This is a genomic window from Prescottella sp. D32 (assembly GCF_037287305.1).
Classification (GTDB): Bacteria; Actinomycetota; Actinomycetes; order Mycobacteriales; family Mycobacteriaceae; genus Prescottella; species Prescottella equi.
This window is the reverse complement of the sequence record NZ_JARBSW010000001.1, coordinates 1,300,740-1,315,576: the sequence shown is the minus strand read 5'-3', so window position 1 is coordinate 1,315,576 and position 14,837 is coordinate 1,300,740. Positions and strand designations below refer to the sequence as shown.

16 protein-coding genes are annotated in these 14,837 nt (G+C 70.7%); 6 read left to right on the top strand and 10 right to left on the bottom strand.

The features are described from left to right. Positions 1 to 28: 28 nt before the first annotated feature. Positions 29 to 934, bottom strand: coding sequence for a zinc metalloprotease HtpX (htpX, locus tag PSS76_RS06100; RefSeq protein WP_064077213.1), 906 nt, complete (start codon positions 932 to 934; stop codon positions 29 to 31). Positions 935 to 1,039: 105 nt separating this feature from the next. Beyond that, a complete protein-coding gene (locus PSS76_RS06095) occupies positions 1,040 to 2,068 on the bottom strand; it encodes a polyprenyl synthetase family protein (RefSeq protein WP_044991342.1) in 1,029 nt (342 codons plus the stop codon). Between the two features lie 131 nt (positions 2,069 to 2,199). Here PSS76_RS06095 and PSS76_RS06090 point away from each other — a divergent pair, with 131 nt between their 5' ends. After that, entirely contained in the window at positions 2,200 to 3,486 is a 1,287-nt protein-coding gene (locus tag PSS76_RS06090) for a geranylgeranyl reductase family protein (RefSeq protein ID WP_005518210.1), read from the top strand. Positions 3,487 to 3,514: 28 nt separating this feature from the next. Here the strand turns inward: PSS76_RS06090 and PSS76_RS06085 are convergent, their stop codons facing one another. The 4 genes from PSS76_RS06085 to menD are packed head-to-tail and all read right to left on the bottom strand — an operon-like array spanning position 3,515 to position 7,009. Next, on the bottom strand, positions 3,515 to 4,249 hold the full coding sequence (locus tag PSS76_RS06085; protein ID WP_005518209.1) for a demethylmenaquinone methyltransferase: 735 nt from the start codon (positions 4,247 to 4,249) through the stop codon (positions 3,515 to 3,517). Continuing rightward, positions 4,236 to 4,907, bottom strand: a complete 672-nt coding sequence (locus tag PSS76_RS06080) for a phosphatase PAP2 family protein (RefSeq protein WP_233285068.1) — start codon at positions 4,905 to 4,907, stop codon at positions 4,236 to 4,238. The genes PSS76_RS06085 and PSS76_RS06080 overlap by 14 nt, the downstream gene beginning before the upstream one ends. A 36-nt stretch (positions 4,908 to 4,943) precedes the next feature. Next, on the bottom strand, positions 4,944 to 5,366 hold the full coding sequence (locus PSS76_RS06075) for a DUF3592 domain-containing protein (protein ID WP_037084945.1): 423 nt from the start codon (positions 5,364 to 5,366) through the stop codon (positions 4,944 to 4,946). Next, positions 5,363 to 7,009 carry a 2-succinyl-5-enolpyruvyl-6-hydroxy-3-cyclohexene-1-carboxylic-acid synthase gene (gene menD / locus PSS76_RS06070; protein WP_013416957.1) on the bottom strand — a complete coding sequence of 549 codons (1,647 nt, stop codon included), beginning with the start codon at positions 7,007 to 7,009 and terminating at the stop codon, positions 5,363 to 5,365. Before menD ends, PSS76_RS06075 begins: the two co-directional genes overlap by 4 nt. Positions 7,010 to 7,120: 111 nt before the next feature. Between menD and PSS76_RS06065 the strand changes: the two genes are divergently transcribed. Both PSS76_RS06065 and PSS76_RS06060 read left to right on the top strand, forming a co-directional pair. Next, on the top strand, positions 7,121 to 7,717 hold the full coding sequence (locus PSS76_RS06065; RefSeq protein WP_081184636.1) for a flavin reductase family protein: 597 nt from the start codon (positions 7,121 to 7,123) through the stop codon (positions 7,715 to 7,717). Between the two features lie 66 nt (positions 7,718 to 7,783). Beyond that, on the top strand, positions 7,784 to 8,608 hold the full coding sequence (locus PSS76_RS06060) for a siderophore-interacting protein (protein WP_022597462.1): 825 nt from the start codon (positions 7,784 to 7,786) through the stop codon (positions 8,606 to 8,608). Positions 8,609 to 8,676: 68 nt separating this feature from the next. Here PSS76_RS06060 and PSS76_RS06055 read toward each other — a convergent pair whose 3' ends face one another. From PSS76_RS06055 to PSS76_RS06045, 3 genes are read right to left on the bottom strand one after another with little or no spacing between them, the layout of a single operon-like run. Further along, positions 8,677 to 9,123 (bottom strand): DUF6918 family protein, encoded by a 447-nt coding sequence (locus PSS76_RS06055; protein ID WP_005518196.1) that lies wholly within the window; start codon positions 9,121 to 9,123, stop codon positions 8,677 to 8,679. Positions 9,124 to 9,168: 45 nt separating this feature from the next. Next, entirely contained in the window at positions 9,169 to 10,164 is a 996-nt protein-coding gene (locus tag PSS76_RS06050; RefSeq protein ID WP_064077332.1) for an o-succinylbenzoate synthase, read from the bottom strand. After that, positions 10,164 to 10,829 (bottom strand): PaaI family thioesterase, encoded by a 666-nt coding sequence (locus tag PSS76_RS06045; protein WP_041674414.1) that lies wholly within the window; start codon positions 10,827 to 10,829, stop codon positions 10,164 to 10,166. Before PSS76_RS06045 ends, PSS76_RS06050 begins: the two co-directional genes overlap by 1 nt. A gap of 85 nt (positions 10,830 to 10,914) precedes the next feature. Between PSS76_RS06045 and PSS76_RS06040 the strand changes: the two genes are divergently transcribed. Further along, positions 10,915 to 11,808: a 1,4-dihydroxy-2-naphthoyl-CoA synthase gene (locus PSS76_RS06040; RefSeq protein ID WP_064079128.1), complete on the top strand. Its 894-nt coding sequence runs from the start codon at positions 10,915 to 10,917 to the stop codon at positions 11,806 to 11,808. Between the two features lie 34 nt (positions 11,809 to 11,842). Here the strand turns inward: PSS76_RS06040 and PSS76_RS06035 are convergent, their stop codons facing one another. After that, positions 11,843 to 12,448: a helix-turn-helix domain-containing protein gene (locus tag PSS76_RS06035; protein ID WP_084923662.1), complete on the bottom strand. Its 606-nt coding sequence runs from the start codon at positions 12,446 to 12,448 to the stop codon at positions 11,843 to 11,845. Between the two features lie 125 nt (positions 12,449 to 12,573). Here PSS76_RS06035 and PSS76_RS06030 point away from each other — a divergent pair, with 125 nt between their 5' ends. Both PSS76_RS06030 and PSS76_RS06025 read left to right on the top strand, forming a co-directional pair. After that, positions 12,574 to 13,191 (top strand): dienelactone hydrolase family protein, encoded by a 618-nt coding sequence (locus tag PSS76_RS06030; protein ID WP_013416963.1) that lies wholly within the window; start codon positions 12,574 to 12,576, stop codon positions 13,189 to 13,191. Continuing rightward, the gene (locus PSS76_RS06025; RefSeq protein WP_233282270.1) at positions 13,188 to 14,807 is read left to right on the top strand and encodes a RecQ family ATP-dependent DNA helicase; all 1,620 of its coding nucleotides are present in this window, start codon (positions 13,188 to 13,190) and stop codon (positions 14,805 to 14,807) included. The genes PSS76_RS06030 and PSS76_RS06025 overlap by 4 nt, the downstream gene beginning before the upstream one ends. The last annotated feature ends 30 nt before the right edge of the window (positions 14,808 to 14,837 follow it).

The following is a 14,837-nucleotide window of genomic DNA, read 5'->3' as shown; positions in this document are numbered from 1 at the left end:
ACGTGTGCGGCCTGTGCCGTCTGAAACCTCAGAGCTCCCGGTAGGTCGGGGGCAGTCCCCCGTCGGAGGGGCCACCGCCGGCCATCTTCTCCAGCCGCGCGATCCGGTCGGCCATGGGCGGGTGGGTGGAGAACATCTTGCCGACCCGGTCGCCGGCGCGGAACGGGTTGGCGATCATCATGTGCGACTGCGCGGCGATCTTCGGCTCCGGCGGCAGCGGCGCGGCCTGCGTGCCCCGCTCGAGCTTCCGCAACGCCGACGCGAGGGCCAACGGGTCGCCCGTCAGCTCCGCACCCGACTGGTCGGCCTGGTACTCCCGCGACCGGGAGACGGCGAGCTTGACGACCGTGGCGGCGATCGGCCCCAGCAGCGAGACCAACAGCAGTGCAATGGGGTTGGCTCCCTGCCCGTCGCGACCGCCACCGAACATGTTGGCGAAGATCGCCATGTTGGCCAGGCCGGAGATGACGGCCGCCATCGCGCCGGCCACCGACGAGATCAGGATGTCGCGGTTGTAGACGTGGGACAGTTCGTGACCCAGCACGGCACGCAGTTCGCGTTCGTCGAGGATGTCGAGGATGCCGCTGGTGCAGCACACCGCGGCGTGACGCGGATTGCGTCCGGTCGCGAATGCGTTGGGCGCCGCCGTGGGGCTGATGTACAGCCGCGGCATCGGCTGGTGTGCGGCCGTCGCGAGCTCACGGACGATCTTGTAGATGACGGGAGCCTGGACCTCGGTGATGGGCTGCGCGTGCATGGCCCGCAACGCGAGCTTGTCGCTGTTGAAGTACGCGTAGGCGTTCGCGCCGACGGCCAGCAGGATCGAGAAGACCAGGATCGTCGGGTTCCTGAACAGCGCGCCGATGAAGATGATCAGCGCCGACATTCCGACCAGCAGTCCGAACGTCTTCGCGCCGTTTGCGTAACCGTGCACGACTCGCCTCTTCCCTGTTCACCACCGTGTGGCTTGCTGACCTGACAACGAACCAGCCCGGGAACAAGGTTCCCGGGCTGGTTCGCAGGCTACTTCAGAAGTTGATCAACCGACGCGTTCGACGGTGTAGTCGACGAGTCGCACGAGCGCGTCGTTCGCGGGCCCCTGCGGCAGCTGCGCCAGCTCGGCCCGGGCGCGGTCGGCGTACTCGCCGAGCTTCGCCTTCGCGGCGGCCATGCCCGGTGAGCGCTCGAGCAGCGCGAGGGCCTCCGCGACGTCGGCGTCGTCGGTGACCGGGCCGTCGAGCAGGACGCGCAGCCGGTCGGCGTCGGCGCCCTCCTCACGCAGCGCGTACAGCACGGGGAGCGTGTGGACACCCTCGCGCAGGTCGGTGCCGGGGGTCTTGCCGGACTGCTCGGACGCCGACGAGATGTCGATGATGTCGTCGGCGATCTGGAACGCGGTTCCGACGGCGTCGCCGAGACGCTCGAGGCGCGCGATCTGGTCGGCGTCGGCGCCCGAGAACGTGCCGCCGAAGCGGCCGCTGGCCGCGATGAGCGAACCGGTCTTCTCCCAGACGACCTTGAGGTAGTGCTCGACCGGGTCCTGCTTCTCGCGGGCGCCGATGGTCTCGCGCATCTGGCCGGTGACCAGTTCGGCGAACGTCTCGGCGATGATGCGGACGGCCTCCGGGCCGAGCGTGGACACCAGACGCGACGCGTGCGCGAACAGGTAGTCACCGGCGAGGATCGCAATGCTGTTGCCCCACCGCGCATTCGCGCTGGGCGCACCGCGGCGCATCGCGGCCTCGTCCATGACGTCGTCGTGGTAGAGCGTGGCCAGGTGCACGAGTTCGACGACGGTCGCCGCGGTGACCACCGCCGGGTCCGAGCCCTCCGGCCCGAGCTGGGCGGTCAGGACGGTGAACAGCGGACGGAACCGCTTGCCCCCGGCCTTCGCGAGATGCAACGCAGCCTCGGTGAGGAAGTCCTCACCGTCGGACAGTTCGCTGACGAGAAGCTCCTCGACGCGGGCGAGCCCGTCGCGCACGGCGTCCGCGAGCTGCTGGTCGCCGAGATCGACTCCCGCGACGACAGTGCTCGACCCCTCAGTGCTCACGATGTCAGTACTCATTCCTGTAGTCGGTAACGCCTCGGCAGGCCCGGAAAACGCAGAAACCACGGTAGTGAACCTAGCGTCAGCAACGCTCGTCACCACACCTGCCCTGGCCGCGTCGCGCTACCTCGGCCTGAGAGGATGGTGGGGTGGTGGCCGAACATTTCCCGACCGCTGGGTCCAGCGATGCCCCGAATCCCTCGGCGGAACTGCCCTCGAGCACGGAAGTCCTGGTCGTCGGTGCAGGTCCGGCCGGTTCCGCGGCGGCGACGTGGGCGGCGCGCGCCGGTCGCGACGTCCTGCTCCTCGACGCGGCCACCTTCCCGCGCGACAAGACGTGCGGTGACGGGCTGACGCCCCGCGCGGTCGCCGAACTCGATCATCTCGGTCTCGGGGACTGGGTGCGTGAGCGGACGGTCAACCGCGGTCTGCGGCTCACCGGTTGGGGCCGCGAGCTGGAACTGCCGTGGCCGGGCGGCGCGCTGCCCGCCGTCGGTAGCGCGGTCCCCCGCACCGAACTCGACGATCGTCTGCGGCTGACCGCGGTGGACGCCGGTGCCCGCATGGTGCAGGGCGCGAAAGCCGTCGGCGTCGAGCGAGACGGCGACCGGGTGCGAGCCGTGACGGTGAAGACCGCGTCGGGCACGCACACCGTCACCTGCGAGAAGTTGATCGTCGCCGACGGCGTCCGCTCGACGCTCGGCAAGCAGCTGGGCCGGCAGTGGCACCGCGGCACCGCGTACGGCGTCGCGGCCCGCGCATACGCGACGTCCGGTCGCAGCGCCGACCCGTGGATCACGTCGCACCTGGAGCTGCGCGACGACACCGGTGCACTGCAGCCGGGCTACGGCTGGGTGTTCCCGCTCGCGACCGGCGAGGTGAACATCGGCGTCGGCACGCTCGCCACCGCGAAACGTCCGGCACCGGGTGCGCTGCGTCCGCTGCTCGACCTGTACGTCGCGCAGCGCCGCGCGGAATGGCGGCTGGACGGCGACGTGCACTCGGTGGCGTCGGCGCTGCTGCCGATGGGTGGCGCCGTCTCGAACGTCGCCGGGCGCAACTGGGCGCTGATCGGTGACGCCGCCGCGTGCGTGAACCCGCTCAACGGCGAGGGCATCGACTACGGACTCGAGGGCGGACGCCTGGTCGCGCGGCTCCTCGACGACGCCGACCTGACCGACGTGTGGCCCGCGATGCTGCGGGACCGGTACGGCCGCGCGTTCTCGATCGCGCGGCGTCTCGCGGGTCTGCTGACCGTGGCCCGGTTCCTGCCGACGGCCGGGCCCGTCGCGATGCGCTCGCGCGCGATGATGACCGTCGCGGTGCGGGTGATGGGCAACCTCGTCACCGACGAGGACGCCGACGTCGTGGCCCGCGCGTGGCGGACGTCGGGTGCCGGGTCGCTACGTCTGGATGCGCGGCCGCCGTTCTCCTGAAGCGGTGTCGGACGGGCCGCGAACGCGCTCAGCGGGTGGCGCGGTGCAGGGCGACGATGCCACCGGTGAGGTTGCGCCACTGCACGTTCTTCCAACCGGCGGCCTCGATGCGCCCGGCGAGCTGCTCCTGCGTGGGCCACGCCCGGATCGACTCGGCGAGGTAGACGTACGCGTCCGGGTTGCTGCTCACGGCACGGGCCACCCGCGGGAGCGCCTTCATGAGGTACTCCATGTAGACCGTGCGGAACGGCCCGAACACGGGTGTGGAGAACTCGCTGACGACGAGGCGTCCGCCGGGCTTGGTGACGCGGGCGATCTCGCGCAGCCCGGCGTCGAAGTCGGAGACATTGCGCAGACCGAACGAGATGGTGGCGGCGTCGAACACGGCGTCGCCGTACGGCAGGTGCATCGCGTCACCCGCGACCATCGGGACGCGGCGGTCGATACCGGCCTGCAGCATCCCCTTGGAGAAGTCGGTGGCCACCACCCAGGCACCGGAGCGGCCGAGTTCGACGGTGGAGACACCGGTGCCGGCCGCGAGGTCGAGGACCCGCTCCCCCGGCTCGAGGTCCAACGCGGCCCGGGTGGCTTTGCGCCAACTGCGGTCCTGACCGAACGAGAGCACCGTGTTCGTCAGGTCGTATCGCTTCGCGACCCCGTCGAACATCGACGCGACCTCGTGCGGCTTCTTCTCGAGCGAGGCCCGCGAGCCGTGTGTATCTGCCACGGCGTCAGACGCTACCAACCGCTCACGCGTCGACATCGGCCGCCGGGTTGTCCTCGCTCGTTCGCGCCGTTCGGCGGCCGAGTGACCGTGCCTTGGTCTGCGCCCACGGCAGCAGCATCGCGACGACGGCGATCGTGACGGCGGATCCGACGACGGCGCCCGCGAGCACGTCGTGCGGGTAGTGGACGCCTTGCAGGACCCGAGCGAGGCCGATCAGCGCGGCCAGCGCGATCACCAGGCCGCGCTGCAACGACGACAGGATCCGTTCCGTCGCGAGCACGATGGCGGTGGCGAGACCGAAGGCGATGACGGTGTGGTTGCTCGGGAACGACCAGTCCCCGGGGGCCGGGCAGTCGGCGAGGGTGAGTTCGACGCGGCACGGCCGGTCCTCGCTGACGAAGGTCTTGATCACCTCGCTGAGCACGTACGCCACGACCACACCGAAGCCGCCCATCAGCAGCTCCCCCAGGTGCGGGGAGCGGGTGCGCCACATCTGCACGGCGAGCACCGCGAACAGCGCGACGAGCGCGAGCAGTCCGATCTCGGCGATCAGGCCCACACCGGGTAGATCCGACGTGTGCGGCACGATCGCGCGATAGATCGCCGCACCGACGCCGCGCAGCAGGTACAGGGCCACCACGACGACTGCCGCGGCGACGAGCATCATCCCGGCCCGCTCCGAAGTTCTCCGCATTCGGTCGAGGATAGAAACCCTTCCTGAGTGAACTTCTCAGGAACCCTCGGCGCGGGCCCGTCGGCGCAGCACGAGCAGCGCGGGCAGTGCCACGAACCACGTCACGACGATCACCGATCCGGCCGGCACGATCGCGACGCTCGCGTCCCGGCCCGCGACGCGCACCAGATCCGGTTCGCTGCGCGCGTATTCGACATCGATGCGCTGGCCGGCGGTGAGGTTGGTCGGGTACAGCACCCCCAGCTTCGGGTTGTGCGTAACGCCGTCGGGGGTGACGAAGCTGACCGCCGACCGCAGCGAACCGGCGGACAGGACCTCGGCGGTGGCGGTGCCCATGTCCGATTCGATGGTCCGGTCGTTGCGCCACGCCGCCAGCACCAGCAGCACCGCGAGCACCGAGATCCCGGCGGCGACGACGACCACCGACACCGCCGCACGGTGTGCGACGCGGGGACTCACAGCTGCGCCCGCACCGCGGCGTGCAGCTCCCGCAGGCCCGAACGTTCGGTGGTGACCTCGAGCACGCGGATACCGTCGCCGGGCGCCGTGAGCACAGCGGTCAGCTCGGCCAGATCGACCCGGCGGTGCGGCACCCGGTAGGCGGCGCACAGTGCGGCCAGGTCCATGCCGTGCGGGGTGCCGAAGACGCGTTCGAACACGCCCGCGTACTGCGGGTCGCCCTGCTCGAGCAGTTCGAAGATGCCGCCGCCGTCGTCGTTGGCGACGACGATCGTCAGATCCGTGGGCCGCGGCTCGCCCGTACCGATGAGCAGTCCGGACGCGTCGTGCAGGAACGTCAGGTCGCCGAGCAACGCGACGGTGCGCCCCTCCGACTCGTAGGCGAGCGCGGCACCGACCGCGGTCGACACGGTGCCGTCGATGCCGGCGACACCACGGTTCGAGAGCACCTTCACCCCGGGCCGCGGGTAACTGACTAGCGCGGCGTCGCGGACCGGGTTGGACGCGCCGAGCAGCAACTGGTCGCCGTCGGACAACGCCTCCATGACGGCGGCCGCGACGTGCAGACCGGTGGCGGTCGGGTGCGCGTCGAGCTGCGAGCGGACAGCCTTGTCGGCGTGCTCGGACAGGTGCCGGCACCGCGCGATCCACGCGGGGTCCGGCTCGCCGGTCACGACGGCGCGGGTACCGGTCGCCAGCACGTTGCCGGAGACGTCGGGCCAACGCGGGCCCGTGGTGAGCGCGTACACCGCGACGGACGGGTCGGCGAGAAGCTTCGACACCGGGCGGTGCAGCGTCGGGCGGCCGGTGATGATCGCCTGCCGCGGCTTGAGCTGCGGCAACGCGAGCGGATGCAGCGGGATGCCGTGCAGCGGCGCGGTCGGCTCCGCGACGGTCGGCAGGCCCGCGAGCTCGGGCCGGTACGCGGAGCCGTGCCCCGACACGACGACCGTGTCGGCGGTGATGTCGAGGTCCATCGGGACGTCGAGCGTCGCGTGCACGGTGGTGGTCCAGGCGGCGCCGCCGGGACGGCCCTCGGGCACGAGTCCCCGCGGACGAACGTCCGGCACCAGCGGCTCACGCAGCGGAATGTCGAAGTGGACGGGGCCGGCGTTGCCGGAACGGGTGCCGCGGGCGGCGGCGAGCACCCGGCACACCGCGCTGCGCCACTGGCTGTTCTGCTCGTCGAAGCGGATGCCGCGCTGCGACTCGTCCCCGGCCTCCTCGGCGAGACCGAGGCTGATCGCGGCCCGCACCTGGCTGCCGAACAGCCCGAACTGCTCGACGGTCTGGTTGGCGCCGGTGCCGAGCATCTCGTACGGCCGGTTGGCGCTGAGCACGATCAGCGGGATGCGCGCGTAGTTGGCCTCGAGCACCGCGGGGCCGAGGTTCGCGACGGCGGTGCCCGACGTCATCACCACGGGGACCGGCTGCCCGCTCGCGACAGCGAGACCGATCGCGAGGAATCCGGCGGTGCGCTCGTCGATCCGCAGGTGCAGGCGGAGCCGCCCGGCGGCGTCGGCGGCCTGCAGTGCGAACGCGAGCGGTGCGTTGCGCGAACCCGGGCAGAGCACGACCTCACGTACCCCGCCGCGGATCAGTTCGTCGACGACGGCGGTGGCTTGTGCAGTGGACGGATTCACGCCTTCCAGATTGGCAGACGCGGGTCGGGCGCTGCGCACCCGTGCGCCTTTTCGGTAGCCGGGCACACCGGAAGGGCGCACGGGCGGCTCCGCTGCCACGATGGTCGGATGGTGCGCACAGTCTTCGACCCCACCGAGATGGGTCCCGGTCGCTTCTATCCCGTACTGACCGCGTCGGTGGTGCCGCGTCCGATCGCGTGGGTGTCGACGCTGTCGGCCGACGGGGTGCCGAACCTCGCGCCGTACAGCTTCTTCACGGTGTCGAGCGCCGAGCCGCCGGTCGTGCAGTTCACGTCGGTGGGCCGCAAGGACAGCCTCCGCAACGTCGAGGCCACCGGAGAGTTCGTCGTCAACCTCGCGACCGAGCCGATGCTCGACGCCGTCAACACCAGCTCGGCGCCGTACGAGCCGGCCACCGACGAGTTCGCCGCGCTCGACATCGCGGCCGAACCCAGCGAGCGCGTTCGCCCGCCACGGGTCGCGGACTCCCCCGTAGCGATCGAGTGCCGGCTCCGGGAGGTGATCGAGGTGGGGACGTCGTTCGTCGTGATGGGCGATGTACTGGCGGTGGCGGTACGGCCCGAGGCCCTGGCCGACGACGGTCTGCCCGCGTTCGCCACGATCGCCCCGTTGAGCAGGTTGGGCCGCGACGAGTGGGGTATGCCGCCCGCGGTCCGGCGGATCGCCCGCCCGGGGCGGCCTGGCTGAACCACGCCCCCACTCCTCGTATTAGGGTTGGCTAAACTCTTATCGGATTCGCGGGGACGGAACGCCATGGCCAAACGCTCCAAGTTCGTCAAGCCCGAGCAGCGCGAGATCGTCTCGGCGCACGTGCTCGGCAGCAAGCAGATCAGCCCGAACTTCGTGCGGGTCACGATCGGCGGCGAGGAGCTGCGCGGGTTCGTCCCGATGGGCTTCGACCACTGGTTCCGGATGTTCATCCCCGACCGGGAGGTGAGCGGATTCCGACTTCCCACGTCGGGCGGCAACCTCTGGTACGCACAGTTCAAGCTGATCCCCAAGGACGTCCGGCCGGTGTTGCGCAACTACACCGTGCGCGAGTTCCGGCCCGCGGGAGGGCTTTTCGGGGATGGGCCGGAACTCGACATCGACTTCGCGTCGCACGGCGACCTCGGTCCGGCATCGGCGTGGGCGAACTCGTGCGCGCCGGGCGACCCGCTGGGGCTGCTCGACGAGGGCCTGATCTACAACCCCACCCCGGACGCCCGCTGGCACCTGCTGGTCGGTGACGAGAGCGCGCTCCCGGCGATCGTCGGCATCCTCCGCTCGGTCGATCCGGCGCTGCCGGTGCGCGCGTACATCGAGATCCCACACGACGACGATCGGCAGGACGTCGCAGTGGGCGACAACGCCGAGCTGCACTGGCTGGTGCGCGACGACCCGTCGGCCAAGCCCGGCGAGCTCGCGCTCGCGACGGTGCGGGCCGCCGATCTGCCCGGCGGCCCGTCGTACACGTTCGTCGCCGGTGAGAGCGATCTCGCGACCGGCTTGCGCCGCCACCTGGTGAACGACCGGCGGGTGCCGAAGTCCGACATCGCGTTCACCGGCTACTGGCGTCACGGTCACGCCGCGTACTAGGCAGCGGAGCTGCCCGTGCGCCTTTTCGGTAGTGGGAACCACCAAAAAGGCGCACGGGCGCGAAGCGCCTAGGCTGCGTGCTTCTGCACCAGATCACCGAGACGCGGCAGCGCCTCGATGACGTGCTTCTTCGCCGACGGACGCAGCGTCGAGTAGACCTTCTTGATCGCGCCCTTGTCGGTGCCCTCGATGCGCTCGTCGGTGACGCCCAGCAGCGCGTCGGCGACGGCGTCGCTGCGCGCGGTCAGGAACGCCGAGAAGCTGCTCTCCCCGCTGGTCCCGAAGTCCTGCCAGAACGGCTCGAGCCGCGCGACGAACGCCGGCAGCAGGCCCTCGACGGCATCCGGCACGATCGACGGTCCGACCTTCTTGACGGCGCCGTACCCGCCCTTGAGCGCCAGTCCGGACGCACCCTTCTTGTCCGAGACCTCCGCGTCGACGAGCGCCTGGACGTCCGCGAGGACCGCGGGCATCCGTGCATCGTCCAGCAGGGTGTCGTTCAGTGCTGCAACCACTTCTTGCCTCCGTATCGACTGGTCCATATCTGACCGGGCACGAGACTATACGAGGTCGGTGTCCCCGCTGGTGGCCAGGATTTGGTGGCAGCGACGCAGCCGTTCGAGCCACCACTGCGTCCGCTCCGGTGGTGCCGCGAGAGCACTCAGCCTCGCCGGATCCGGAACGACGGGGCTCGCGTCGAGGCTGCCGTCCGACATCTCCCGGGGATCGGCGACGTCGGCTGCGAACAGTCCGCCGGTGCCGAGTCCGCACGCGTGGTTCAGGTTCGGCAGTGCCGCGGCCGCGGCGAGTCCGGCGCCCATCCCGACCGCGGTGTCGAGTGCGCTCGACACCACCACGGGCACCCCGTGCCCGGCGAGTTCGTCGGCGAGCGCGAGGAGACGGCGCATCCCCCCGAGCGGCGGCACCTTCACCACCGCGACGTCGGCGCCGCCGGCACGCACCACGCGCAACGGGTCCTCGGCGCGGCGGATGCTCTCGTCGGCCGCGATCGGCACGCCCGGCAGCCTGCGGCGGACCTCGACGAGCTCGGGCACCGTGGCGCACGGCTGCTCGGCGTATTCGAGCGGGCCGGCGACGGTCAAGGCGGTGAGCGCGGTGACGGCGTCGTCGACGCTCCAGCCGCCGTTGGCGTCGACCCGCACGTTCGGGATGAACTCGCGCACCGCGGTCACCCGGGCGACGTCGTCGGCGAGGCTCTGCCCCTTCTCGGCGACCTTGACCTTCGCGGTTCGGGCGCCGGGGAAGCGGGCGAGGATCTGCGGCACCTGCTCGGGCCCGATCGCCGGGACGGTCGCGTTGATCGGCACCCGCGTGCGCAGCGGTGTCGGCGGACCGGCCCACGCGGCCTCGATGCCGGCCCGCAGCCAGTGCGCTGCCTCGGCGTCGTCGTACTCGGGGAACGGCGCGAACTCGCCCCAGCCGGCGGGCCCCTCGAGCAGGAGCGCCTCGCGAGTGGTGATGCCGCGGAAGCGAACCCGCATCGGCAGGCTCACCACGCGGGCGCCGGCCAGGACGTCGGCGAGGGGCGGCAGGATCACGGCTGGCCCGGGAGCAGTTCGATCATGAGGGCTTCGCAGTCGGCCAGCACGGTGCCGTCCAGGTCGCGCAGTTCCGCGGTGCAGTAGAGCTTGCGGCCCTCGACGCGGTCGACGCGGCCCTCGAGTACGAGTTCGGTCTCGAGCGGCGTCACCTGGCGGTAGTTGACGTGCAGGTAGGCGGTGCGTGCGATGGGATGTCCGGACGCGTACACGATCATCCCGAGCATGTCGTCGAACAGCAGCCCGATGGTGCCGCCGTGCGCGGCGCTGTTGCCGCCCCGGTGGAACAGGCGGAACACGCCGCGGGACCGGATCCCGTCGGCCTCGACCTTCTCGAACAGCCACGGCAACAGCAGCAGGCTGCCGCGGCCCGGCAGCTGCCGGTTGAAGCCGGCCGGGGACTTGCCTTCCGGCACCCGGTAGGGCTCGAGCAGGTCGCTCAACGCGTTCACCCGGGCGATCGCGTCGTCGACGACGTCGTCGGGGAGGTGGGTCGAGACCGCGAGATCCTGGAGTCGGCGCAGCGACTCGACGAACTCCCCGTAGTTCGCCCCCGCCTGCACCGGCGTGAACACCGGGAAACCGCCGTGGTGTTCGTGGACGTCGTCGACGGATCGCACCCCGTCCCCGGGGAGAACTCCGGACTGCACTGACTCGCTCATGCCCTGCACGTTATCGCCGGAAAGGGGCGGTTCGGGCGTGAGGCACTGCCCGACACACCGACGGCCGGGGCATATCCTTCGGTCCGTGACCTTCAATCCGCAGCTCTGGCGTCCCGTCCCCGGCTTCGAGGACCTCACCGACATCACGTACCACCGTCATGTCTCCGAGGGCATCGTCCGCATCGCGTTCGATCGCCCCGAGGTCCGAAATGCCTTCCGCCCGCACACCGTCGACGAGCTGTACCGCACGCTCGACCACGCCCGCACGACCTCCGACGTGGGCTGCGTGTTGCTCACCGGCAACGGCCCCAGCGAGAAGGACGGCGGTTGGGCGTTCTGTTCGGGCGGCGATCAGCGCATCCGTGGCCGCAGCGGCTACCAGTACGCGTCGGGTGAGACCGCGGAGACCGTCGATCCGGCTCGCGCCGGCCGTCTGCACATCCTCGAGGTGCAGCGCCTGATCCGGTTCATGCCCAAGGTCGTCATCGCCCTGGTCAACGGCTGGGCCGCCGGTGGCGGGCACAGCCTGCACGTCACGTGTGACCTGACGCTCGCCTCCCGCGAGCACGCCCGCTTCAAGCAGACCGACGCCGACGTGGGCAGCTTCGACGGCGGCTACGGCAGCGCGTACCTCGCGAAGATGGTGGGCCAGAAGTTCGCCCGCGAGATCTTCTTCCTCGGCGACACCTACACCGCCGAGGAGATGCACCGGATGGGCGCGGTGAACCGGGTCGTCGACCACGACGAGCTCGAGAACGTCGCGATCGAGTGGGGCAACAAGATCAACGGCAAGTCGCCGCAGGCGCAACGCATGCTCAAGTACGCGTTCAACCTGCAGGACGACGGGCTGGTGGGCCAGCAACTGTTCGCCGGCGAGGCCACCCGTCTGGCGTACATGACCGACGAGGCCGTCGAGGGCCGCGACTCGTTCCTGCAGAAGCGCGACCCGGACTGGTCGCCGTACCCCTGGTACTATTGACCTCCCCTTTTGCTCGTGAATCGAGCAAAGGTTCCTACGCCGATCGTCGAGAATCGGCTAGGCGGGTTCCCACTTCGTCGGGGCCCGCGAGCGCAAGCACCCGTCTGACATCCCCTCCATGGGCGTTTAGCCTCTCCGCAAGCCCTGCGGCGAGCATGACGTTGACTGCCGCGTTGTAGTCGCGGTCGAGAGTCGCTCCGCACCTGCATGTCCACGTGCGGATGCGGAGCGGCTTCGGACCATCGACGGAGGTTGCGACCTGTCGCCCAGACTTCTGTTTGAACCGCGGCGGGTTTACCCGGGGCCCGCGTCGTGTTCGTGCAACTGATGCGACGAAAGCGCGATATCCCGCCTGTGCGTCTCGCGCCGACTCCTGAAGCGCGACCGCGCTCACCTCGGACAACCAGTGCCGTTCAGGCGTGTGTTTTGCCTGCGCCGTCACGAGCGATTTCACCTCATCGAGATCAGGGACGAAGCCCCGCGTCTCATACGCGTCCCGGCAGTGGGCGACGAAATCATTGAACACGACACGCGCGCATCCAAAGGTCTTGGCGAGCATCAGCGTTTGCGCAGCGGTCGGGTACGCGCGGTAGCTGTAGCGCTGGTGTTCCGCGACGACAACCACCTCACCGTCGAACACGCCGAAGCCCTCTCCCCCGTGGTCGGCGCTCTCGTCGACCGCGCACTCCCCAGCGGCTGAACGGTCCCGCACCGGATGCGCCGATTCCGGTGGAGTGCCGGTGCGATCGGGTGTGCAATGGACGAGTGAGCACCGAGGTCGAGTTCGACGTCGACGGCGTGCGCCTGTCCGGGGCACTCACCGACCCGGTCGATTCACTGCCGGTGGTCGTGTTCGCGCACGGCAGTGGGAGCGGACGGTTCAGTCCGCGCAACCGACTGGTCGCCGAGTTGTTGCAGGACGCCGGACTGGGCACGCTGCTGTTCGATCTGCTCGCACCGGACGAGGAGGCCGACCGGCGCCTGGTGTTCGACATCCCGCTGCTCGCGTGTCGGCTGCTCGAGGTGACCGCGCAGCTGCGCGAGCGCACCTCGGCCGTCGCGTACTTCGGGGCGAGCACCGGGGCGGCCGCGGCCCTGCACGCGGCCGCCGAGAAGGGCAACGACATCTCGGCGGTCGTCTCGCGCGGCGGCCGTCCGGACCTGGCCGGTTCACGGCTGTCGATGGTGCGGGCGCCGACGCTGTTGCTGGTGGGCTCGCTCGACACCACGGTGATCGACCTGAACCGTCAGGCGGCGAAGCTGCTCGAATGCGAGCACGAACTCGTCATCGTGCCCGGCGCGACGCACCTGTTCGAGGAGCCCGGCACCCTGGGCGTCGTCGCCGAACACGCCCGCACCTGGTTCGTCGAGCACGGCCGGTGACCGTGACGGCCGCCGACGAGCTCCGCCGGGTGGCCCGCGAGGACTTCGGCTGGCAGCGGCTGCGCCCCGGCCAGGTGGAGGCGATGACGCCGCTGTTGGAGGGCCGCGACGTGGTGGCCGCGATGCCCACCGGTTACGGCAAGTCGGCGGTGTACCAGGTCACGGCCGCACTCCGTGAGGGGATGACGTTGGTGATCTCGCCGCTCATCGCGCTCGAACACGACCAGGTGTCGGGCATCGAAGCCGCCGACGACGCGCCCGTCGCGCTGGCGGTGAACTCCACTCTCGGGCCACGTCGGACCGCGGAGGCCTGGCGAACCGTCGAACGGGCCGGCGCGGAGTACCTCTTCCTCTCCCCCGAGCAACTCGTCGACGAGGCGACGCTCGAGCGGCTCGCGGCCTCGGACGTCTCGCTGGTCGTGGTCGACGAGGCGCACTGCATCAGCGCGTGGGGCCGCGACTTCCGCCCCGACTACCTGCGGTTGGGCGCCGCGATCGATCGGCTCGGGCATCCGCCGGTGCTCGCCCTGACCGCGACCGCGTCGCCGCCGGTCCGGGAGGAGATAGTCGCGCAGTTGCGGATGCGCGACCCGGTGCTCGTGGTCGGCGGCTTCGACCGGCCGAACATCCGGCTCGAAGTGCACCGCGCGACCACCGCGAAGGACAAGACGCGCGAACTCGTCGGTGCCGTGCGGCAGCTGTCGGGCACCGGCCTGCTCTACGTCTCGACGCGCGCCGCGACGCAGCAGTACGCGCGCTCGCTCGCCGAGACCGGGCTGCGCACCGCGGCGTACCACGGCGGGATGCGTGCGGCCGACCGTGCGCGTGTCCACGAGGGCTTCCTCGCCGACCGGTACGACGTGGTGGTCGCGACGTCGGCGTTCGGGCTCGGTATCGACAAGCCCGACGTCCGGTTCGTCGTACACGAGTCCGTGCCGGATTCCCTCGACGACTACTACCAGCAGATCGGACGTGCCGGCCGCGACGGCGCGGACGCTCGCGCGGTGCTCCTCTACCGTCCCGAGGACCTGGCGCTGCGCGCGTTCTTCGCTGCGGGCGCCCCGCGGGAGGCCACTTTGCGCCGGATCTACCGCGCCCTGTCGGGGCAGCCGATATCGCTGCGCGAGTTGCGGTCCCGGACCGATCTGCGGTCCCGCACCGCAACCAACGCGGTCAATCTCCTCGCCCGCGCGGGGGTCGTCGGGGACGGACCGGACGGCGTCACGTGGACCGGCGTCGGGGAGGACGAGGCGGTCGCCGCGGCCGCCCACGTCGCGGCGGTCGACCGGAGGTGGGATCGTTCCCGGGTCGAGATGATGCGCGGGTACGCGGAGACCCGCGGCTGCCGGCGCGTCTTCCTCCTCGACTACTTCGGCGAGCACCCGGACGGCCCGTGCGGGAACTGCGATCGCTGCGACGACAACCCCCGCTCGACGACGCGACCCGGCGCCGATCCGTTCCCGGTGGACAGCCGCGTCGCCCATCGCACTTTCGGTGCGGGCGTGGTGATCCGCACCGAATCCGACCGCGTCACCGTCCTGTTCGACGAGGTGGGATACCGCACGCTGTCCCTGGAGGCACTCGAGGACACGGAGCTGCTCCGTTCGATCGACTGACGAGGCGACCACCCGACCAGGCACACTGGA